This window comes from Pseudorhodoplanes sp. (assembly GCA_032027085.1).
In the GTDB taxonomy this organism is placed as follows: domain Bacteria; phylum Pseudomonadota; class Alphaproteobacteria; order Rhizobiales; family Xanthobacteraceae; genus Pseudorhodoplanes.
Map to the genome: position 1 here is coordinate 3,774,916 of JAVSMS010000001.1, position 22,417 is coordinate 3,797,332.

General features: G+C 63.0%; 19 protein-coding genes. 5 read left to right on the top strand and 14 right to left on the bottom strand.

What is annotated here, in order from left to right; genetic code table 11:
* Positions 1-11: 11 nt before the first annotated feature.
* Positions 12-933, top strand: a protein-coding gene (locus RO009_18370; GenBank protein ID MDT3687000.1) for an IS630 family transposase whose coding sequence is annotated in 2 segments (ribosomal slippage) — positions 12-362 and positions 364-933 — 921 coding nt in all. Because the reading frame shifts where the segments join, the coding sequence is not laid out codon by codon here.
* Between the two features lie 66 nt (positions 934-999).
* On the opposite strand, the gene RO009_18375 is transcribed toward RO009_18370, so the two are convergent.
* Both RO009_18375 and RO009_18380 read right to left on the bottom strand, forming a co-directional pair.
* Positions 1,000-3,246: a SulP family inorganic anion transporter gene (locus RO009_18375; protein MDT3687001.1), complete on the bottom strand. Its 2,247-nt coding sequence runs from the start codon at positions 3,244-3,246 to the stop codon at positions 1,000-1,002.
* The gene (locus RO009_18380) at positions 3,236-3,961 is read right to left on the bottom strand and encodes an HAD-IA family hydrolase (protein MDT3687002.1); all 726 of its coding nucleotides are present in this window, start codon (positions 3,959-3,961) and stop codon (positions 3,236-3,238) included. Before RO009_18380 ends, RO009_18375 begins: the two co-directional genes overlap by 11 nt.
* Positions 3,962-4,381: 420 nt before the next feature.
* Here RO009_18380 and RO009_18385 point away from each other — a divergent pair, with 420 nt between their 5' ends.
* The 3 genes from RO009_18385 to RO009_18395 all read left to right on the top strand — a co-directional run bounded on the left by RO009_18385 (position 4,382) and on the right by RO009_18395 (position 9,199).
* Positions 4,382-6,184, top strand: a complete 1,803-nt coding sequence (locus RO009_18385; protein MDT3687003.1) for an FAD-dependent oxidoreductase — start codon at positions 4,382-4,384, stop codon at positions 6,182-6,184.
* Positions 6,157-7,998, top strand: a complete 1,842-nt coding sequence (locus RO009_18390; GenBank protein ID MDT3687004.1) for a 2-oxoacid:acceptor oxidoreductase subunit alpha — start codon at positions 6,157-6,159, stop codon at positions 7,996-7,998. Before RO009_18385 ends, RO009_18390 begins: the two co-directional genes overlap by 28 nt.
* A gap of 145 nt (positions 7,999-8,143) precedes the next feature.
* Complete coding sequence (locus RO009_18395; protein ID MDT3687005.1) at positions 8,144-9,199, top strand: 2-oxoacid:ferredoxin oxidoreductase subunit beta; 1,056 nt, start codon at positions 8,144-8,146, stop codon at positions 9,197-9,199.
* Here RO009_18395 and RO009_18400 read toward each other — a convergent pair.
* The 9 genes from RO009_18400 to RO009_18440 all read right to left on the bottom strand — a co-directional run bounded on the left by RO009_18400 (position 9,180) and on the right by RO009_18440 (position 18,375).
* The gene (locus tag RO009_18400) at positions 9,180-10,076 is read right to left on the bottom strand and encodes an arginine deiminase-related protein (protein ID MDT3687006.1); all 897 of its coding nucleotides are present in this window, start codon (positions 10,074-10,076) and stop codon (positions 9,180-9,182) included. The genes RO009_18395 and RO009_18400 overlap by 20 nt on opposite strands.
* A 26-nt stretch (positions 10,077-10,102) precedes the next feature.
* Positions 10,103-11,323, bottom strand: a complete 1,221-nt coding sequence (gene rocD, locus RO009_18405; protein MDT3687007.1) for an ornithine--oxo-acid transaminase — start codon at positions 11,321-11,323, stop codon at positions 10,103-10,105.
* 123 nt (positions 11,324-11,446) lie between these two features.
* Positions 11,447-11,956, bottom strand: a complete 510-nt coding sequence (locus RO009_18410) for an Lrp/AsnC family transcriptional regulator (GenBank protein MDT3687008.1) — start codon at positions 11,954-11,956, stop codon at positions 11,447-11,449.
* 69 nt (positions 11,957-12,025) lie between these two features.
* Entirely contained in the window at positions 12,026-13,279 is a 1,254-nt protein-coding gene (locus RO009_18415) for a diguanylate cyclase (GenBank protein ID MDT3687009.1), read from the bottom strand.
* Positions 13,280-13,339: 60 nt separating this feature from the next.
* Positions 13,340-13,771 (bottom strand): hypothetical protein, encoded by a 432-nt coding sequence (locus tag RO009_18420; GenBank protein MDT3687010.1) that lies wholly within the window; start codon positions 13,769-13,771, stop codon positions 13,340-13,342.
* Positions 13,772-13,864: 93 nt separating this feature from the next.
* The gene (locus RO009_18425) at positions 13,865-15,151 is read right to left on the bottom strand and encodes an RluA family pseudouridine synthase (GenBank protein ID MDT3687011.1); all 1,287 of its coding nucleotides are present in this window, start codon (positions 15,149-15,151) and stop codon (positions 13,865-13,867) included.
* Between the two features lie 164 nt (positions 15,152-15,315).
* A complete protein-coding gene (locus tag RO009_18430; GenBank protein ID MDT3687012.1) occupies positions 15,316-15,666 on the bottom strand; it encodes a hypothetical protein in 351 nt (116 codons plus the stop codon).
* Between the two features lie 28 nt (positions 15,667-15,694).
* Positions 15,695-17,026 (bottom strand): replication-associated recombination protein A, encoded by a 1,332-nt coding sequence (locus RO009_18435; protein ID MDT3687013.1) that lies wholly within the window; start codon positions 17,024-17,026, stop codon positions 15,695-15,697.
* The gene (locus RO009_18440) at positions 17,023-18,375 is read right to left on the bottom strand and encodes a DegQ family serine endoprotease (GenBank protein ID MDT3687014.1); all 1,353 of its coding nucleotides are present in this window, start codon (positions 18,373-18,375) and stop codon (positions 17,023-17,025) included. The genes RO009_18435 and RO009_18440 overlap by 4 nt, the downstream gene beginning before the upstream one ends.
* Positions 18,376-18,592: 217 nt before the next feature.
* Between RO009_18440 and RO009_18445 the strand changes: the two genes are divergently transcribed.
* Positions 18,593-20,152 (top strand): fused MFS/spermidine synthase, encoded by a 1,560-nt coding sequence (locus RO009_18445; protein ID MDT3687015.1) that lies wholly within the window; start codon positions 18,593-18,595, stop codon positions 20,150-20,152.
* Here RO009_18445 and RO009_18450 read toward each other — a convergent pair.
* From RO009_18450 to RO009_18460, 3 genes are all read right to left on the bottom strand, one after another.
* A complete protein-coding gene (locus tag RO009_18450) occupies positions 20,085-20,711 on the bottom strand; it encodes an ankyrin repeat domain-containing protein (protein MDT3687016.1) in 627 nt (208 codons plus the stop codon). The genes RO009_18445 and RO009_18450 overlap by 68 nt on opposite strands.
* Positions 20,712-20,794: 83 nt before the next feature.
* On the bottom strand, positions 20,795-21,223 hold the full coding sequence (gene rplQ / locus RO009_18455; protein MDT3687017.1) for a 50S ribosomal protein L17: 429 nt from the start codon (positions 21,221-21,223) through the stop codon (positions 20,795-20,797).
* Between the two features lie 124 nt (positions 21,224-21,347).
* Positions 21,348-22,367, bottom strand: a complete 1,020-nt coding sequence (locus RO009_18460; GenBank protein MDT3687018.1) for a DNA-directed RNA polymerase subunit alpha — start codon at positions 22,365-22,367, stop codon at positions 21,348-21,350.
* Positions 22,368-22,417 lie beyond the last annotated feature (50 nt).

Genomic DNA, 22,417 nt, shown 5'->3' on the forward strand with positions numbered 1-22,417 from the left:
GGAGGTGGATCATGGGTCGGAGCTATTCGCAGGACATTCGCGGACGTGTGACTTTGGCGGTGGCGGGAGGTTTGTCGCGGCGTGCAGCAGCTCGGCGTTTTGCGGTAAGCGAGAGCTCGGCGATCCGCTGGGCGGCGCGGACGGTGCGCGAGGGCAGCCCGGCAGCGCGCAAGCAGGGGCGGCCCTTGGGCAAAGGTCCGCTGGCCGATCATGTTGATTTCCTGATTTCGGCGGTGGAGGCGAAGCCGGACATCACCATGCCGGAACTGGCCGCTCTTCTTTCAGTCGAGCGCGGCGTCTCAGCGCATGCGGCCTCGCTGTCGCGGCTTCTGTGCCGGGCCGGGTTCTCATATAAAAAAACAACTGATGGCGTCGGAATGCGCACGCGCCGACGTCGCTGAACGGCGCAGGCTTTGGATCGACCGGCGCCAGCTGTGGATGCGCCGCCAGCCCGCTCGTCTGGTGTTCATCGACGAGACCGCAGTCACCACCAGGATGACCCGCTTGCGCGGCCGCGCCCGCCGTGGCGCGCGTCTCAAGGCGCAGGCTCCGTTCGGCAGATGGGGTACCCAGACCTTCATCGCCGGCCTGCGCAGTGACCGGCTGACTGCGCCCTTCGTGATCGAGGGCGCCATCGATCGTGACGCTTTCAATGCCTATGTCGAAACTCAGCTCGCACCCTGCCTGCTGCCGGGCGACATTGTCATTCTCGATAACTTGTCCGTCCACAAGAGTGCACAGGCCGAGGCTGCCATTCGCGCTCGCGGCGCCTGGCTGCTGTTCCTGCCGCAATACTCACCGGACCTGAACCCCATCGAGATGGCATTCGCAAAGCTCAAAGCGCATCTGCGCAGGACGGCAGCCCGAAACTTTGATGCTCTCTTCGAGGCCATCGGCGACGTCTGCAACCTGTTCGAGCCCAACGAATGCTAGAACTTCTTCAAGGCCGCAGGATATGCGTCAGATTAAATGCACGATGCTCTAGGTGGGCCGTCGCCGTCAGGAATCGGCCAGCCGCAAGTCTTCCGATGTCACGCGCAGGCGCTGTGCGAGCTGGCGCGCGATATTGGTCAGGATCGCCTGCCCGACGCGCGGATGATCGCGCAGCAAAGCCTCGAACTGCAGGCCGGTCAGCATAAAGGCCTCGACATCGTCGTCCGCCACCACATCGGCGGAACGCGGCTGATGTTCCAGCAATCCCATCTCGCCCACCGAGCAGCCGGGCGCAAGACTCGCCAGACGCCGGTCTCCGGTTGGCCCGGACACGCGAATGCTCACCGTGCCGCGCGTCAATATCCAGAGCCGGTCGGACGGATCACCGGCATGGCAGAGCGCCGTCCCGGCCGGATAGCTGATCGCGGTCAGGTGCCGTTTCAGGATGTCGATGTCAGCCGGCGGCATGCCCAGCGTCAGGTCGGCCTGGGCCAGATCCTGCTGGAACACCGAATGGCCGCCGGTGCCGGCGCGCAGAATGGCTTCCTCGGCCCATTCCATCGCGGCATCGACATCGTCGAGGATGAAGGCGTTGTCATTGTCGGCGATCGCGTCGCTGACGATGTTGGCATAGCCGGGCCGCACGCTGCAGACGATGAGCTGACGGTTGCGCTCGAGGCAGCGCTTAGCGGCCTGTTGCAGGGCAGTGGCGCCGGAGACATCGATGTCCGATACGCGCTTGAAATCGAGAATGATGATCACGGCGCGGTTAGCAATGGCGCGCAATTCGGTCACCAGATCGTCGGAATTGCCGAAGAACAGCACACCCTGCAGTTCCAGCACCGAAACCAAGGGCCCCGCCGTCTTCAGCACATCAAGGTCATGGCGGGAACGCACGCGCTTGGAATGCACCTGAGCGCCGCTCGTCCGGCGACGCACAATCGGGCGGCTCATGTCAGCAATGAAGATGAAGCAGGCGAGCAGCAGACCCACACCGGCACCGATGAGCGGCTGACCGAACACGGTGGCGGCGGCGACGGCGATGATGATCGCAAGGTTGCGGCGCGCACGATTCCGGCTCGCAGGGTCATCTGCAACAAACGCATCGCGCGCGATGCGCAGCGTCATCGCGTCGAAGGAGCGGATCGACACGATGATCAGCAGCGAGGCCAGCACGATCATCGGAATGGCGAAGAGCACCGACGGTGCCAGGAAAACGGCGCCGGCCAGCATCACCGCCGCTGAGATGGTGGAGATGCGGCTGCGGCCCCCGGCGCGATGGTTGGCGACGGTCACCGAATAGGAAATCGCGACAACCACTGCGCCGACGATGGATGCCACGATATTGCCGGCGCCGAGCCCGATCAGCTCGCGGCGGGGGCCGATGGGAATGTCGGACAGGTTCTGCGCGGCGCGCAGATCGAGGAACAGATCGAGTGTGCCGAGCAAGGCGAGGATCAGCGACGACAGAACGATGATGCGCAAGGCTTCCGCGTCGTTCCAGAGCGCGGCAAAGATCGCAAGGTCGAGCTTCGGCATGGCGCCGAAGGAACCGATCGAGACGGCGCCGATGGTCGGGCCGAGATCGAGTCCGGGAATGACCAGCCGCAACAGATGATAGCCAATGAAGCCGATCAGCAATCCCGACAGCAAAGCCGGAAATTTCGGGAAGATCCGCCCGACCACCATCACCGCAAGCACGCTCAGAAGACCAAACGAGGTGGTGAGCGGATGCGGCAGCGACAGGCCTTTTGCCAAACCGAGCAGATCGGAAAGCGACGCAACGCCGAACAGCACCGGCAGTTGCTTGAGCCCGATCAAGAGGCCGAGGCCGGTGACGAAACCGCCCAGCACCGGATAGGGCGTGAACTTGATGACGCGCGACAATCCGGAAATGCCGAACAGAATTTGCCAGAACGCGACCAGGAGCACGAAAACGGGATAAGCGGCGAGCACCAGAGCCGGATCACCTTTCCAGGCGCCCATCAGGGCGGCGCCGAAACTCGCATGCAAAAAGCCGATGGGATTGGTCGGAATATTGGTCACGAAGGACGAAGTGCGCAGAATGGCGGCGACGATGCCGCCGAACACCGCGCAGGTGAGCCCGGCCAAGGCACCCTGCGCGGCATATTCCGGACCGAGCGGCGAATAGGCCAGCACGCCGGAGGAAATGCAGATCGGCAGCGCGACACAGGCGACGGTCAGTCCGGCGCCGATTTCGTGCGCGACCGCGGTCCAGCCGCCGGCCGGCAAGATGCTTCGCGTCGGCGCGGCCAAATCCGGGCTTTCGGGCGCGGTTTCGTTAAGCGCCATGACGCTCTCGCAGCGTCGGCGCGCCCCAAACCGTCTCCAGCGCAGGAATGAGCGCGGCATAATCGTCGATCACCAGATCGGCGCCTTCCGCGTGCAGATCGCCGGCCGGGTGATAGCCCCAGGATACGCCGATCGCCCGCGCGCCGGCCGCACGCGCCATTGCGATGTCATAGCTGGTATCGCCGATGACAATCGTGTCGGCCGGTCCGACGCCGGCATCCCTCATCGCCGCCTGCACCATACCGGGATGCGGCTTTGAGGGCGCATCATCGGCGGTCTTGATGGTGTGGAAGCGCGCGAGCAGATCGTGATGGCCAAGCACCGCGCGCACCCCGCGCTGCGACTTGCCGGTGGCAATGCCGAGCAGGATGTCCGCGCGCGCCGAAAGCGCATCAAGCGCAGCGCGCGCGCCGGGGAACAGCGGCTCAAGATGATCCGGCGACTGCCGCAATCCGTGAAATGCCGCCTTGTAGCTCTCCACCAGCATCCCGAGCGGCACCCGGGTCTTGCCGTTGCCCAGACGCGCAAAGGCCTCCGTGAGCGAAAGGCCTACAATGGACAGAATGCGCTCGCGCGGCGGACAGGGCAGATCATGCGCGCCATAGGCCTCTTTCATGGCGGCGCAGATCATGTGCTGGCTGTCGACCAGCGTTCCGTCGCAATCGAAAACGATAAGTTTCAGTCGTCCCCTCCCGCAGGAACGGGCGGCAGCCAGCCGCGCGAGATTCCCCGGCGCACATTATTACAGCTTCCCGCACGCGATTTGCGGCCGGAATCGCGCCTAGCACTTTCGTATGACGCGCTCTCTTGTGCAGCGCAACACGGCGGCTGCGCAGTTCCTTCGCGCGACTGCCTGCATTCGCAAGGCCTTTATTTTATGGGCTTAAGCGCGGGCAGTTTCGTAACATGAAACAAGTCTGAGCTTCGAGCCCCGACGTGAACGCATTCGAGAGGTGGGATGGCAGCGGTGGTATTTGAGAATTTGTCTGACTAAAATTAATTTGGATTCGGCGTCATCTAAACAAGCCGGACCTGGGGATTGGAAAGGCCAGCAGGCCGAACGGCTTGCCGGTTGCGTAGATGAAACGTCTCCGTCCAGAGGACGTTGACGATATGGTCGCGTAACGAGGAGTCGATGAAACTTACGGACATCGGCGATCCAAATTACTTCCACAAGGTGGTGGATTGCCAATGGGCCTGCCCGGCACACACGCCGGTTCCCGAATATATCCGGCTGATCGCGCAGGGGCGTTACTCCGACGCCTACATGATCAACTGGAAGTCGAATGTGTTTCCGGGAATTCTCGGCCGCACCTGCGACCGCCCCTGCGAGCCGGCCTGCCGGCGCGGGCGCGTCGAAAAAGAACCCGTTGCGATCTGCCGTCTGAAACGGGTTGCGGCTGATTATAAGGACGACGTTCGCGCGCGATTGCCGCGACCCGCCGCGCGGAAGAACGGCAGGCGCATTGCGCTCGTCGGCGCAGGCCCCGCTTCGCTCACCGTGGCGCGCGACCTCGCCCCTCTTGGTTATGAATGCATCGTGTTCGATGCCGATCCGAAAGCCGGCGGCATGATGCGCACCCAGATCCCGAAGTTCCGCCTGCCGGATTCGGTCATCGACGAGGAATGCGATTATATCCTCAACCTCGGCATCAGCTTTCAGGGCGGGCGGCGCATCGACAGCCTGAAGGCATTGCTGGCGGACGGTTACGACGCGGTGTTCGTCGGCTCGGGCGCCCCGCGCGGCCGCGATCTCGACATTCCCGGCCGCAAGGAAGCGGCGAAGAACATCCATATCGGCATCGACTGGCTCTCCTCCATCTCGTTCGGCCATGTCGACAGGATCGGCAAGCGCGTGATCGTGCTTGGCGGCGGCAACACCGCGATGGATTGCTGCCGCTCCGCGCGGCGGCTCGGCGGCGAGGATGTCAAGGTCGTCGTGCGCTCAGGCTTCGATGAGATGAAGGCGTCTCCCTGGGAGAAGGAAGACGCCATGCACGAGGACATTCCGATCCACAATTTTCTCGTGCCCAAGGAATTCACCCACGAGAACGGCAAGCTGACCGGCGTCGTTTTCGAGAAAGTGAAAGCCGAATACGACGACAAGGGCCGCCGCAAGCTGGTGCCGGCCGGCGAACCCGATCAGCATTTCCCCTGCGACGACGTGCTGGTCGCGGTGGGGCAGGAAAACGCCTTCCCGTGGATCGAGCGGGACATCGGCATTCAGTTCGACAAATGGAACATGCCGGTCGTGGACGAGAAGACCTTTGCCTCGACCAACCCGAAAGTCTTCTTTGGCGGCGACGCTGCCTTTGGCCCCAAGAACATCATCTGGGCGGTGGCGCATGGCCACGACGCCGCGCTCTCGATCCACCGCATGCTGTCGGGCGAGGACATAAAGGAACGCCCGCTTCCTGAGGTGACGATCGAAAGCCAGAAGATGGGTATCCACGAATGGTCCTATGACAACGAGATCACGCTGGACCAGCGTTTTCGCGTGCCGCTGCGCGAGAAGAGTGCGGCCCTGAAGGACATCCGCGCCGAGGTCGAGCTTGGCTACGATCCCAATCTGGCGTTGGGCGAAGCCTGGCGCTGCCTGAATTGCGATGTGCAGACCGTCTTCACCGGCCAGCTCTGCATCGAATGCGACGCATGCGTCGACATCTGCCCGATGGACTGCATCACCTTCACCGAGAATGGCGAAGAGGATGAGTTGCGCACGCGCCTGAACGCCCCGGCCAGGAATCACACCCAGGACCTTTATGTCGCCGACAATTTGAAGACCGGCCGCGTCATGGTGAAAGACGAGGACGTGTGCTTGCATTGCGGGCTGTGCGCCGAACGGTGCCCGACCGGGGCCTGGGACATGCAGAAATATCTGATTTCGATGACTCACGCAGGTGACGGAAAATGCCAGGCGGCCCGATCAGCAGCGTAAACGATTTCGTCGTCCGCTTCGCCAATGTGAACGGGTCGGGCTCGGCCAGCGCCAATGAGATGTTCGCCCGTGCCATCATGCGCATGGGCGTTCCGGTGTCCCCGCGTAACATCTTCCCGTCCAACATTCAGGGATTGCCAACCTGGTACGAGGTGCGCGTCACCGAAGCTGGCCATCTCGGCGCGCGCGGCGGCGTCGACTTCATGGTGGCGATGAATCCGCAGACCTTTGAAAAGGACATGGCCGGCATCGATCCGGGCGGCTACCTGCTCTATGACTCGACCAAGCCCCTGCCCGCTTCCGCCTTCCGGGACGACATCACCGTGATCGGCGTGCCGCTGACTGCGATCTGCAACCGCGAATATACCGAGCCGCGGCAGCGGCAATTGTTCAAGAACATCATCTATCTCGGCGTGCTGTCGGCCCTGTTCGACATGGACCCGAAAGTGATCGAGACGCTGATCGGCGAGCAGTACAAGGGCAAGGACAAACTGATCGGGCCGAATGTCCACGCCCTGCATCTGGGACGCGACTACGCGCTGCAGAATCTAAAATGCCCGATCGGGCTGCGCGTGCAGAAATCCGACAAGATCGGCGACCGCATCTTCATCGAGGGGAATTCGGCGGCGGCGCTTGGCGCGGTCTATGGCGGCGCCACCGTCTGCGCCTGGTACCCGATCACCCCCTCGTCCTCGCTCGCCGATGCCTTCACACGGCATTGCGCGAAACTGCGCGTCGACGAGGACGGAAAGGCAAAATACGCAATCATCCAGGCGGAAGACGAGCTCGCCTCGATCGGCATGGTGATCGGCGCCGGCTGGAACGGCGCCCGCGCGTTTACCGCCACTTCGGGACCTGGCATCTCGTTGATGCAGGAATTCATCGGCCTGTCCTATTTTGCGGAAATTCCGGCGGTCATTTTCAATGTACAGCGGGCCGGCCCCTCCACCGGCATGCCAACCCGCACCCAGCAATGCGACCTTCTCTCCTGCGCCTATGCCTCGCACGGCGACACCAAGCATGTGATGCTGCTGCCCGAAGACCCGCACGAAGCCTTTGAATTCGGCGCCCTGTCATTCGATCTCGCCGACCGGCTGCAGACCACGATCTTCGTCATGCTCGATCTCGACATCGGCATGAACCACCGGCTTTGCGCACCGCTGCAATGGGACGACAGCCGCGTCTATGACCGCGGCAAGGTGATGACGGCGGAAGAACTTGAAGCCGGCAAGGAGTTCGGCCGCTATCTCGACGTCGACGGCGACGGCATTCCCTACCGCACCTATCCGGGCACGCATCCGACCAAAGGCTCGTTCTTCACCCGCGGCACCTCGCGCGACCGCTATGCCAAATATACCGAGGAAGGCGGACCCTATGTCGACAACATGCAGCGGCTGCTGCGGAAATTCGAAACGGCAAAGGACCTCGTCCCGCGCCCGCTGACCGCCAACGCCGACAAGCCGACCAAATACGGCGTGATCTATTTCGGCTCGACCTCGCCCGCGATGGACGAGGCAATCGAACTGATCGAGGCCAAGGGCCACCACCTCGACCGTATGCGCATTCGCGCCTTCCCCTTCCATTCCAGTGTCGCCAGCTTTATCGCCGACCACGATTTCGTGTTTGTCGTGGAGCAAAACCGCGACGCACAGATGCGCTCGCTGATCGTCAATGAATGCGGGATTGATCCGGTGCGGCTGGTGCCGATCCTGCACTTTGACGGCACGCCGATCACCGCGCGCTTCATTGCGAGGGCGATCGGCGAGGATCTCGACAAACTGAAGATCACGCCGCGTCGAACGGTGGGTGCGTGATGGACGCGACGACCTTCTACCGGCCCCATGATGAGGACCATCGCCTGGCGATGCACCTGGGGTCATGGGAGTCCCGTCCTTGCAGGCGCAGGCTTCGGGCCGCGCATCAGGATAAGACGAAAGCAGCTCTCAGCAGAGTGGCAGCATGACCTATCTCGCCAAACCGAAATTCCATCATCCCGAGCTCCCGCGCAACGCACTCGGCTATACGCATCGCGACTATGAAGGCACGGTCTCAACGCTTTGCGCCGGCTGCGGACATGACTCGATCACCGCGGCCATCATCGAAGCCTGCTTTGAATTGTCGATCCAGCCGCACCGGGTGGCGAAGATTTCCGGGATCGGATGCTCGTCGAAGACGCCGACCTATTTCCTCGGCAATTCGCACGGGTTCAACTCCGTGCACGGCCGCATGCCGTCGGTGCTGACCGGCGCCAATCTCGCAAACCGGGATCTGATTTATCTGGGCGTGTCCGGTGACGGCGATTCCGCATCGATCGGCTTTGGGCAATTTGCCCATGCGCTGCGCCGCGGCGTCAACATGGTCTATATCGTCGAAAACAATGGCGTCTATGGGCTGACCAAGGGGCAATTCTCCGCCACTGCGGATCGCGGATCGAAATCAAAGCGCGGCGTGATCAATACCGACAATTCCATCGACCTTGCCGCCATGGCGCTGCAGCTCGGCGCAACCTTCGTCGCCCGTTCTTTCTCTGGTGACAAGGCGCAGCTTGTGCCGATCATCAAGGCAGCGATCGAACATCCGGGCGCGGCCTTCCTCGATGTCATCTCGCCATGCGTTGCCTTCAATAACCATGCCGGCTCCACCAAGAGCTTCGACTATGTGCGCGAGCACAATGAAGCAGTGAATCGACTCGACGTGATCCCGGCTCGCGCACCGATCGCGGTCAGCTATGCCGAAGGTGCGGTGCAGATCGTGGAACAACATGACGGCTCGAAGCTCGCCCTGCGCAAGCTCGGCGCCGACTACGACCTGCATGACCGGACCGCGGCGATGGCATTCCTGCAGAAGCATGCCGCCGCGGGCCAGATTGTGACCGGCGTGCTGTTCATCCAGGACGAACCGCACGACCTGCATCATCATCTGAAAACGGCGGACAAGCCACTCAACGCGTTGACGGCAAAGGAGCTGTGTCCCGGCTCGACGGCGCTCGCCAGGATCAACGCCGGCTTGCGGTGAGCCGCGGCTGCGACGCCTGATACGACTGCTGATCGAGCCGCAAGGTCAGGCAGAAGGCCGCGCCGCCGCTGCGCAGGAATGAATTGAGCGGCACCGTAACGACCTGATAGCCGCGCTCTTCAAGTTTCGCGCGCAGGCGCTCGCTGCAACCCGACATCACCAGCGTTTTGCCGATGCAGACAGCATTGGCCGACAGCCGGCACGCATCCTTCATGCCGATCTCGATACGCTGGGGCTTGGGCACGTTGTGCCGGATGGCCGCCCGCCCTTCTGCCGTGAAAGCTCCCGGCACAAACATGACATCGCCATGCGGCAGGGGGCACAGGGCTGTATCCAAGTGATAGAAGCGCGGATCGCGCAGCTCGAGCGCCAGCGTTTCGACCCCGAATGTTCTCTGCACAACGGCTTGCGCGGCGGCATCGGACCGCGGCCCGTAGCCCAGCCAGAACATCTGGCGCGCGGCGTCCCACACGCAATCGCCGGCGCCTTCCAGCACGATATCGTCGGGGAGCGTCTGGATGGAATCGATCACGCCTCGTGCGTGGAATGATCGAAAGGCATCCCTGTAGTGGTTTTCCTCGCCGCGCCGTTGCGCATAGCGGAAGCGCGCCAACAATGCCTTGCGGTCGAGCACCACCGCGGAATTTGCGGTGAAGACAAGATCTGGAACACCTGATGCGGCAGGAACAAGCTCGATCTCCGCTCCGAGACCGGCCAGCGTGCGCCGCAAACCCATCCATTCCTGTCGCGATTGCGCGGCCAAGGCGCGCTCTTCCTGCTCCCAGTCCCTGGGATTCATCCAGGGATTGATCGCGTAGACCACCCCGAAATGCTCGGGACGGCACATCAGAAGACGTGGTCCCGCCTTTGGGATCATGGCATCAGCCTCCATCAGAGCGCCCGTCACGCTACCGCCGGCTGCCGCGTCCAGGCGATCTCGTTGAGCGTCTCCTCAAATATGTCGATCGCGAAGTTGAGATCGGCCCGCGCAATAACCAGAGGCGGCGCCAGACGCACCACCGTGTCGTGCGTGTCCTTCGACAACACGCCCTTCGCCAGCAGGCGGTGGCAAATATCCCGCGCGCTGGCATAGCTCGGATCAATCTCGGCGCCGGCCCAGAGCCCGCGCCCACGCACCTCTTTCAGGACCGGGTTTTTGATCGCGCGCAGGCGTTCATGCATATGTGCGCCGAGAATGCGGCTGCGCTCGACAAGGCCCTCCTCCTGGATGACCCGCAGCGCTTCGAGGCCGACCGCGGATGCAAGCGGATTGCCGCCGAAGGTCGAGCCATGCGAGCCGGGCGTGAATACATCCATCACCTCGGCGCGCGCGACAAAGGCAGAGACCGGCAATACGCCGCCGCCCAGAGCCTTGCCAAGGATGACGCCGTCCGGAGCGACGCCGTCATGCCGGAAGGCGAACCAGTCGCCGGCGCGGCCGAGGCCCGACTGCACTTCATCGAGGATCAGCAGCACATCGTGCGCGTCGCAGAGTTTGCGCAAGCCGGCGAGGTAGCCAGGCGGGGGCACAATGATGCCGCCCTCACCCTGGATCGGTTCGATCAGGATCGCCGCGGTTTCCGGCGTAATGGCCTGCTCCATGGCGACGAGATCGCCGAACGGCACGGCGCGAAAGCCCGGGGTGAACGGCCCAAAGCCGTCGCGATAATCGTCTTCCGAGGAAAACCCAACAATTGTGGTGGTGCGGCCGTGGAAATTGCCTCCGGCGACGATGATCTCGGCGCGGTCGCGCGGAATGCCCTTGACCTTGTAGCCCCAGCGGCGCGCCGCCTTGATGGCGGTTTCCACCGCTTCAGCACCGGTATTCATCGGCAAGGCGGCGTCGAGCCCGGTGCGCTTGCACAATTCGGCGAGGAACGGACCAAGCCGATCGTTGTAGTAAGCGCGCGAGGGCACGGCCAAGCGGTGCGCCTGTGCCTCGAGCGCGGCGAGAATGCGCGGATGGCCATGCCCATGGCTCGCCGCCGAATAAGCGCTCATCATGTCGATGTAACGCCGCCCCTCGACGTCCCACAGATATGCTCCCGATCCTCGCGTGAGGACGACAGGGAGCGGTTCGTAATTGCGCGCTACATAGCGGCTTTCCAACTCGAAGGGGTCCATGGCGCTCACCTCCATAGTTAATTTGGAGAGTCGCCGGCGCAAAGGCGGTCGAATACCGATCCTGCCGCAACAGATTCTGCTGCGCGTCCCCGCCGGCGCGACAGAAACGGTTGCGGCAATTTTTCAGGTGCGCTTGCGAGCGGACGCCGGCGATCCGAGCAGAGAGGCGGGATAACCCGAGAAGCGCCGCACTGGCCGCAACGCAATATGGCTGACGACGCGCGCGACGCCGAGATCGGGATCGTCGATCAGATCGGTGGTCAGCGTCTCATAGCGCGCAAGATCGCTGCAGACGAAACGCGCGAGGTAATCGAGATCGCCGCTCACTTCCCAGCATTCCACGACCTCGTCGATCGTGGTGAGACGTTTCTCCAGGCGGTCCTGCCGTCCCTGCTTCTCCAGCACGATTTCAGCGAAGACCGTCACCGGATTGGACAGACGTTCGAGCGCCAGCACGGCCTGATAGCCGGCGATAATCCCCGCTGCCTCGAGCCTGCGCACCCGCTCCAGGCAAGGCCGCGGAGTCAGTCCCGCCACACCGGCGAGCTTCTGAATCGTCATGCGTCCGTTGCGCTGGAGCGCGGCAAGAATCTTGATGTCGATCCGGTCCAGAGCAGGCGGTCGCTTGGCCATGAGACTCTCGATGCAAAAGCGGAGGCTGCAGCCTAACAGAAAACAGCGCCGGTTCGATTCGACTGTCCTTCACGCGACGCGTGTTTGGTCCGCTCCGTCCTGCACGTCGCCAACCGATGTCGGCGACACATGTGCCGAAGCGCCAAGTTGCCCACTCATAATGCCTTTGCGGCCCCGCTTCTTGGCCGCATAGAGCAGCCGGTCGGCCAGGTCCACCAAGGCTTCCGGAGATTCAGCCGGCGGATACGCCGATGCCACGCCGATACTGATGGTCAGACAGGGGCCGACGGGCGATGCCGGATGCGGAATGCGAGCGTGATTGATGATCGCCTGCAAACGCTCGGCGACCGAAACCGCGCCTTGTGGACCGGTATTGGGCAAAAGGCAGACAAATTCCTCGCCGCCATAGCGCGCCACCAGATCCCCGCCCCGGCGGGCGACCTGCGTCAACAGAACGGCGATCCGCCGCAGACAATCGTCGCCCTGCAAGTGGCCGAAACGATCGTTGTAGGCCTTGAAATAGTCGACATCGATCATCAGGAGCGACAACGGAACGCGGGCGCGGGCGCAGCGCCGCCATTCGTCGCGCAGCGCCTCATCAAAACGCCGCCGGTTGAAGATGCCGGTCAGCGAATCCGTGGACAGCAAGTGCTGCAGCAGCCGGTTCTGCGCGAACTGGATGCGCTGGCTGCGCTGCAGCGTGTTGGCGACCGAAAATCCCAGCACATTCGCCAGCATCAGGCGGAGGACGGTGCGGTAAATGTCATCCGGCGGCGGAACTGGCGCCACCGATATGGTCCAGGTCAGCGGCGCAATCAGGGTGTAACCTGTCGCCAGCACCACCATGGTAGTCAAACGAAGCGGCAGACAGAAATAGATGATGATCAGAATGCCGATCATCAGGGTCGGCCAGGTTGCGCCAAGCTGTGGATGCAGGTTGAGCAAAGCGAGCGACGACGCGCCGCCCGTCACCGCGAAGGCGATAGCGAGCCGTTCCAGGGATCGCCACGACTTCACATGAAAGGCGACCGGCAGGGCAATTATGATCACGATCGCCATGGAAATCTGCGGGACCAGTCCCCACCCCAGATCAATGCCGGAGCGGACGGCGTAGACATCGCCCGCAAGATTCAGGATGGTCGCCAAGCCGACAAAGAACAGGACGAATTGCAGTCTGCGCCGGTCGTCGGCAAAACGGCTGAGTCGGTAATCGCGCTCGCACTGATCGTCGACAAGGCACGCAGACCAGTGCGTCACCTTTACCGGAGCCACGTCTTGCGGCGCCGGGATTGTCACCTGCCCTGTCGGAGAAGGATCGCCCATCGCCCGCCGCCGAATCGTCGACGGTCACTAGAGCAAGGATGGCCGCAAAGGGCCAGCCCGTCAGTTCACACAGCCGCGCGTGTAAGCCCCGATTTGCCCGGCGCCGACGCCACTGGAACCGCCGGAATGAATACAGTTGATCGTGCGGTCCTGGAAGGATTGGCCGGCCGGCCGCGCCGGCGTGATCGCCGGGCCGGCATTCCCGGTGACGCCCGGGACCACCATCGGCGGTGAGGGTGCGTGTCCGAGGGGTCGGACGGTGCCGCCCGGGGGAACACGGCCAAGCGGGGTAAGTGGGGATTGATGAGGATTGGCGAGCCAGGGTTGGCGCGGCGAGGCGCTGCGCATCCCAGGTTCGTCGTTCATGATCGAATAAGGATAGCCGCGAACCACCTTCTTCTGCTTCTTGCGCTTGGCGGCGTCGGCAGAGACGCTGCCGAGAACCAGCGCAAAAACTGCTGAAAAAACGACGATTTTGGATAGCTGTCTCATCAAGATGGCTCGACCTGACTATCTTAAATAGGAACGCGCGGCGGCAAAATCAGGTCCGGCAGGGAGCATGACGTTTTCGTCATGCTCCCGGCCCTACTCTTCCGGCGATTCCTCAATCGGATCGTAGCGTTTGGCGTCGAAGCCAAGCAGGTTCCAGCTCTGCTGCATGTGCGGCGGCAGCGGTGCGGTGACATCGATCTTGCCGCCGCGCGGATGCGGAACCGCGATCCGCCGCGCCAGCAGGTGGAGCCGGTTCTGAACACCGCCGGGCAATTCCCAGTTCTCGATATTGAAGTATTTCGGGTCACCCACGATGGGATGCTCGATATGCGCCAGTTGCACGCGCAATTGGTGCGTGCGGCCGGTGACCGGCTTCAGCGACAGCCAGGCGAGTTTGTTGGCCGCTGTCTCCACCACTGCATAATAGGTGACGGCGTGGCTCGCGCCTTCTTCACCGTGTTTGGCCACCCGCATGATGGAATCGTCCTCGCGTTCCTCCTTGGCGAGATAGGTGGAGATGCGCCCTTGTTTCGGTTTCGGCACGCTCGGCACCAGAGCCCAGTAGATCTTGCGCGCCGAGCGCGAACGGAATGTCTTAGCCAGCGCCGCCGCCGAAAAACGGTTCTTCGCCACCAAGAGGCAGCCGGAGGTGTCCTTGTCGAGGCGGTGCACCAGACGCGGACGCTGGCCGTCGCGCGCGGTCAGCACCGCCAGCATGCCGTCGATATGGCGCGTGGTTCCGGAACCGCCCTGCACCGCAAGCCCCATCGGCTTGTTCAGCACCATCACGTCATCGTCTTCATAGAGGGTGATGGATTTCAGGAACGCCTTCGTCTCCTCGTCTTTGGGCGAACCGGGACGTGGCGGCGGCGCCTCCAGCCGAAGCGGCGGAATGCGCACCGCCTGTCCCGCTTCCAGCCGATCCTTCGGCTCGCGGCGCTTGCCATTCACCCGCAACTCGCCCTTGCGGATGATGCGCTGGATGTGACTGAAGGACAGACCGGGGAATTTCGCTTCCAGAAAGCGGTCAATGCGCATGCCGCCTTCGTCGGCCGTCACGGTGACAGTCTGCACACCAGTCGCCGCGGGAGCGGCGTCCGGCCGTCTGCTGCCTCCGCTCTCGGGGCTGAAGCCACGCTCCGGCGCCTGGCGATCCGGCCGTTTCCGGCTCTGGGAAAAGGGTTGGGATGCGGGCTTAGCCGCGGGGCCGCGCGACGGCTTGCCGGACGGACGACCATGCGATCCCGCCTCGCCGTGGTCCCGAGCCTTCGAGGATCGCTTGGATTGCGCCTCATGGCGCGACTTCTGACGGTTCCTGCGGCCCTGGGGGCTGGCTTTGCCTCGGCCGCCCTGTTTGCCTTGTCTGTGCCGCTCGCTCATGGCGCGGCCATAGCACAGGGCAACTTGCTTCGCTCGGGTTTGTTCACAGTCCCTATGCAACTGAAAAACCCGCGCCAACAATACGCGCGCGCATTCACGCTCCGACGAACCGTCGTCCCATACGGAAGCGCATGGTTAGGACCAAAAACGAGCCCGAAAGTGGATCACTTGCAGCGGCGCATCTCGCCGGCCGGCGTCTTGTCCCAAGTGACGCTGACCCTGTCCTTGCCGACCAGTCTTAAACCGATGGGCATAATGTGCATCTTGCCTTCGTTGGAGCATTGCGCCTGCAAAGCAAGCGTGTCGCCGATGCGGTAGGATTTCTTGATCAGGCAGTTCGCGACGAACCATTTCACCGTCTTGTCGGTGACGATCATCGGCGCAGTCGACGACGTGTCGCCATGAATGCTGCAACCGGCAGGATCGATCGCCCAACGGCCGAGAAAAGGATCGTCGGCGCGGGCCGGCTGCATCTGCAAGCCAAGCATCGCCGCAGCGACGATCGTCGCTTGCATGCACCTCCCTCGCATTTGGCCTGCCTGTTTATTGCCCGGTTCTGTCTTTCCGCAGCTTTGCCCAATATTCAAGCCGCTTCCTGATCTCGCGCTCGAAGCCGCGCTCGGGCGGATCGTAAAAAGTCTGGCGGCCGAGCTTTTCCGGGAAATAATCCTGGCCGGAAAACGCCTCTTCGGTGTCGTGGTCGTAGGCATAGCCCCGGCCATAGCCCTCGTCCTTCATCAGCCGCGTCGGCGCATTGAGGATGTGTTTGGGCGGGAGCAGCGAGCCGCCCTCCTTCGCCAGGCGGCGGGCGGCGCCGTAAGCCGTATAGGCCGCATTCGATTTCGGCGCGGTGGCGACGTAGATCACCGCCTGCGCGATGGCGAGCTCGCCTTCCGGGCTCCCAAGAAAATCGTAGGCGTCCTTCGCCGCGTTGCAGATCACCAGCGCCTGTGGATCAGCGAGACCGATGTCCTCTACCGCCATGCGCACCACACGCCGCGCGATATAGAGCGGGTCTTCGCCGGCGTCGAACATGCGCGCGAGATAATAGAGCGCAGCGTCGGGATCGGAGCCGCGCACCGATTTGTGCAAGGCGGAGATGAGGTTGTAATGACCGTCCTGCGACTTGTCGTAGATCGGGGGACGGCGCTGCACCACGCCCTGCAGGCCGGCGGTATCAAAGACCTCGCCCTTGCGTGCGGCACGCCAGATTTCCTCCACCAGCGTCAGCGACGCGCGGCCGTCGCCGTCGGCCATGCGAACAAGCGCGGCACGCGCTTCGTCGTCGAGCGGCAGCTTGCGGCCTTCAACCTGCTCCGCTCGCTGCAACAATTTTTCGATTGCCGCCTCGTCGAGCGACTTGAACACCAGAACCCGCGCGCGCGACAGCAGAGGTGCGTTCAACTCGAAGGAGGGATTTTCGGTTGTGGCGCCGACCAGCACGATGGTGCCGTCTTCCATCACCGGCAGAAAGGAATCCTGCTGTGCACGATTGAAGCGGTGGATCTCGTCGACGAAGAGCAGCGTGCCCTGCCCGCTTTCGCGGCGCGCGCGGGCCTGATCGAACACTTTCTTGAGATCGGCGACGCCTGAGAAGATGGCGGAAATCTGCTCGAAATGCAGATCGGTCTCCTGCGCCAGCAGCCGCGCCACCGTGGTCTTGCCGGTGCCGGGCGGTCCCCAGAAGATCATGGAACCGAGTGAGCGTGTTGCCAGCATGCGCGTCAGCGCGCCATCGGGACCGAGCAACTGGTCCTGTCCGACCACCTGCGACAGTTTCTGTGGACGCAGTCGGTCGGCGAGCGGACGCGGCGTGTCCGCCTCCAGCCCGGCGGCTGTGAACAGATTGGCTCCGCTGGTCGGGCGCCGTGTCATCCGCCGAACTGTGCCGTGATCCTCTGGCCGTTGCGCAGCACCGTGATCCGCCAGAGCCGGTGCTGTTCGCGCATCGCCCGGTCGAGATCGCGCGTGCGCGTCATCGGTTGTTCGTTCACGGCCTCGATCACGTCGCCGCGCTTGAAGCCGAGCCGCTGGGCCGGCGAGCCGTTGGCGACATCGAGAATAGCGACGCCTTCAACCGATGGATCGATGCGCAATTCGTCTGCCAGCGCCGGCGACAGATTGCCAATCTTGGCACCGGCAAAGGGTGAACGCGACCTGATGACAATTTCCTCGCGCGGGAAATCAGGCGCCGCCTCCAGCCCGACCGTCACCGTGCTCTCGCGGCCGCCCCGGATGATGCCGATCTGGGCATGGCCGCCCAGCGGCTTGGTGCCGAAGCGGTAGTCAAAGGCGTTCTGATCTTCCACGGCCTGCCCGTCGATCGACACGATCAGGTCCCCGGTGCGCAGACCACCACGTGCGGCCGGACTGTTCGCAATCAGACCGGCCACGAGCGCGCCGGTGGGACGCTTCAGACCCAGGCTTTCGGCGATCTCGGGTGTCACCATCTGCAAACGCGCGCCAAGCCAGGGACGTTTCACCGCTCCCGACCCAGTCCTGGCGGACGTCGCGACCACTTTCACCATATTGGCCGGGATGGCGAAGCCGATGCCCTGCGACCCGCCGGAGCGGGAAAAGATGGCGGTGTTGATGCCGACCAGCCGGCCGGACAGATCGACCAGCGCGCCGCCGGAATTGCCGGGATTGATGGCGGCGTCGGTCTGGATAAAGAACTGATAGTCGGTGATGCCGACCTGCGTGCGCGCCAGCGCCGAGACGATGCCGTGCGTCACCGTCTGGCCGACACCGAAGGGATTGCCGACGGCCAACACCAGGTCGCCGACCTGCAGATCGTCGGAATTGCCGAATTCGAGCGCCGGAAAACGCTCGCGCGCCTCCTTGATCTTCAACACGGCAAGATCGGTGCGCGAATCCTTCAGCACGATATCGGCCTCGAATTCCCGCTTGTCCGCCAGCGACACCTTGATTTCGGTCGCGCCCTCGATGACGTGGTTGTTGGTTACGATATAGCCGGCGACATCCACGATCACGCCGGAGCCGAGCGAGCGCTGCACCTGCTCGCGCGGGATGCCCTGGCCGAAGAAACGCCGGAAGATGGGATCGTCCAGCAGCGGATTGCGGTTTTCCACCACGCGTGCGGCGTAGACATTGACCACTGCCGGTGAGACGCGCCTCACCACCGGGGCGAAGGACAGTTTCACCTCCGCCGCTGATTGCGGCAAACGACGGTCCTGCGCCAGAGCGGCTGGCGCAATCGCCATCGCACTGCACATTAGAGCCACAAGAAAAGTCAAACCCCGCCGGACAAAATGCATGTCGGAAACCCCACTAGACCGCCAGATATAGGCCCAGCTCAACGGCAAATGAAGTGGCGAAGCCGCCTCCAAGCCGTGAAATCCCGACAAAAATGCCTTACGTTACGGGAGCTTGCGGGGAAGTTCCCCAGACAGGTAGAGGCCGCTGGCCGGGAGAACAGCCGTGGGAGCAAGACCGGGGTTGGGCGCGTTCGTGATTTACGTGGTCGCCTTCGTGGTCGGCGCGATCGTCATGAGTTTCGAAATGCTGGGCTCGCGCTATCTGAATCCCTATTTCGGCAGCGGCATTTACACCTGGGCGTCGCTGATCTCCACCGTGCTTGCCTCGCTCACGGTCGGCTATTTCATCGGCGGCTGGCTGGCGGACCGGCGCCCGTCCGCGCCGGTGCTGGGCGTCACCGTATTGATCGGCTCGCTCTATATCCTGTGTCTGCCGCTCTTCGCGCGGCCAATGCTGGAGGTCGTCATCGAGCGCATCGACGATATCAAGGCCGGAAGTCTGGTATCTTCCCTGGTTATTCTGTTCCTTCCGGTGCTTTTTCTGGGCATGTACTCCCCTTTTGCCATCCGTCTTCTGCTCACGTCCGCCCGACACTCCGGCATGGTGTCAGGCACCGTCTATGGCATCTCGACCGCGGGCAGCATTGTCGACACGCTGGGCACCACTTTCTATCTGATCCCCTCGATCGGTTCGCGCGCCATCACGCTGTCACTGGGCATTGCGGGCGTCGTCTCTGCCCTCCTGCTCATGGCGCTACCCGTCCTCACCCGCAAACGCGCGGCGGCGGCCGCGCTCGCAGTGTTCGCCTGTGCGGCGACGCTCGGCCAATCGCATGCCGAGGATCTGGTGGACGAGAAATTGCGACTGGACCTGCTCAAGCGGCCGGACGGCCAGCTCGCCCGCATCGAGACCGAATATAACGACATCTACATCAACAAACGCCGCAACGCCCTCACCATGTCATTCCAGCTCAAGGGCTGGCACTATACCGAATCGGTCACCAATCTGCGCGATCCAGACGATCTGCCGGTCGCCTACACGCAGATGATGACGGCAAGCCTGATTTATCCGCGCGAGCTCAGGCGCATTCTGATGATCGGACTCGGCGGCGGCTCGATCTCGACCTATCTCGGCCGCGCGATGCTAGATGCCGAAATCGACACGGTGGAAATCGACCCCGGCGTGATCGACGTCGCCCGCAAATTCTTCGGCATCAAGGATTCGCCGCGCGTGCGCTATCTCGACGGCGATGGGCGCGTTTTCCTCACCCGCAACAAGAAGCAATATGATCTGATCCTGATCGACGCCTTTCACGGCGGCTATGTGCCGTTTCACCTGCTGACCAGGGAATTCTACACACTGGTCAAACAGCGTCTGGCGCCGGGCGGCGCCGCGGCGTTCAATGTGCATGACGGCACGAAACTTTACGCCTCGACGCTTTTGACGCTGGGCGGCGTCTTCAAGACCATCGACCTCTATCCATCCGGCGAGGGTGAAATCAGTGTGGTGGCGACTGATGAAACGCTCAATGCCGAAACGCTGGCACGGAAGGCGTCCGCATTGCAGAATGATCACAGCTTCCGCTATGCCCTGCCGGCACTGCTCGCCAAGCGTCGAACCGACGCCAAGACCCAGAGTGTGAAGGGCGAGCTAATTACCGACGATTTCGCACCGGTCGATCTCTACGGCGCCTCCGGCGCGCCGGAAAAGAAGCGGCGCTAACGCCTGCCCTGCTTTCGAGGATGCGCGCGATCTGAGAATAGCCGTGCCGTTTGGCATGGGTGAGTGACGTGACGCCGTCACGGTCGGCGATGTTGACGTTGGCGCCGGCCTCGACCAGCAAACGCACAATTTCAGTGTACGTCCTACCGCCGTCGCCCAGAATCACGGCCTCCAGCAGAGCAGTCCAGCCCAGTGCGTTGACGTGGTCCTTGTCGATCGCGGTGGCGAGCAGGATTTTCACCGTCTCGGCATGACCGTGATGAGCGGCCGGGATCAGCGCCGTGCCGCCATAGCGGTTGGTGCTTTTCAGATCAGCGCCCGCTTCAAGCGTCATCTTATTGTCCTTGGCGTTCACGTCCGCGCCAGCTGCAATCAGCACCCGCGCCGCCTCGACATGGTTGCCGTGGGTGGCGAGCAGCAAGGCGGTGCGGCCGGATCCATCCCTCGCCTGCACCGATGCTCCCCCGTCCAACAGCCCCTTGACGCTGGCCGTGTCGCCGCGCGCAGCCGCCGCAAGCAAAGCCTGATCCTCTGCAGGTCCTGAATGCGCGGTCGTCATCTGCGATCCCAAAGCAAGGGCTGCACAGACAAAAAGAGCGGCGCACGGCGCCGCTCTTGAAATCCTTGCCGATAGAAGCGCGGTCACGCCGCCGCGGTCGCTTCTTCGCTCTCCTTCGCCTGCACCGGACCGGAATCCTGACCCTTGGCGTCGACGTCGCGATCCACGAATTCAATCACCGCGACCGGAGCGGAATCGCCATAGCGGAAACCTGCCTTCAGGATGCGTGTGTAGCCGCCCTTGCGTTCCTTGTAGCGCGGGCCGAGCACCTCGAAGAGCTTCTTGACCATGTCAATGTCGCGCATCTGCGCCACCGCCTGGCGGCGGGCGTGCAGATCCCCGCGCTTGCCGAGCGTGACCAGCTTCTCCACGACCGGGCGCAATTCCTTCGCCTTCGGCAACGTGGTGACGATCTGCTCGTGCTTGATCAGAGCGGCGGCCATGTTGGCAAACATCGCCTTGCGGTGTTCGGCCGTGCGGCCGAGCTTCCTGTGAACCTTGCCGTGACGCATCGAATTAATCCTTCTCTTCTCTGTGTCGCGACGGTTCGTCGGACGCTGTGCTCAGGTGGGCTTCCTGCGTTCGCCCCTGAAAGACGTCATGGCAGGACGAAGCCAGCCACAACGATCAACTCGCTCAGTAATGGTCTTCGAAACGCTTGGCGAGATCGTCGATATTCTCCGGCGGCCAGCCCGGCACTTCCATGCCGAGATGCAGGCCCATCTGCGCCAGCACTTCCTTGATCTCGTTGAGCGACTTGCGGCCGAAATTCGGCGTGCGCAGCATCTCGGCTTCGGTCTTCTGAACGAGATCGCCGATATAGACGATATTGTCGTTCTTCAGGCAATTGGCCGAACGCACCGAGAGCTCGAGCTCGTCCACCTTCTTGAGGAAGGCCGGGTTGAAGGCGAGATCCGGGATGGCTTCCGAGACGACTTCCTTGCGCGGCTCCTCGAAGTTGACGAACACGTTGAGCTGGTCCTGCAGGATGCGCGCGGCATAGGCCAGCGCGTCCTCCGGCGACACGGCGCCGTTGGTTTCGATCTGCAAGGTCAGCTTGTCATAGTCGAGGATCTGGCCCTCGCGGGTGTTCTCGACCTTGTAGGACACCTTCTTCACCGGCGAATAGAGCGAGTCGACCGGAATGAGGCCGATCGGCGCGTCCTCCGGGCGGTTGCGCTCGGCGGCAACATAGCCCTTGCCGGTATTGACCGTGAACTCCATGCGGATCTCGGCACCCTCGTCGAGCGTGCACAGAACCAGATCAGGATTCAGCACCTGCACATCGCCGACGGTGGAGATGTCACCGGCGGTCACGACACCCGGGCCGCTCTTCTTCACCACCATGCGCTTGGGACCATCGCCCTGCATCTTGATGGCGATGTCCTTGATGTTGAGCACGATGTCGGTCACGTCCTCGCGCACGCCGGCGATCGACGAGAACTCGTGCAGCACGCCGTCGATGTGAACCGACTGCACCGCTGCGCCCTGCAAGGAGGACAACAGGATACGGCGCAGCGCATTGCCGAGCGTGAGACCGAAGCCGCGTTCAAGCGGCTCGGCCACAAGCGTCGCCTCGCGACGCGGGTCATGGCCCGGCGTCACCTGCAACTTGTTGGGCCTGATCAGTTCCTGCCAATTTTTCTGGATCGTCACGTTCTCACCCGTTGCCTTGAGTGCCGCTGCGTCTGTCCGCGCGTCCCACT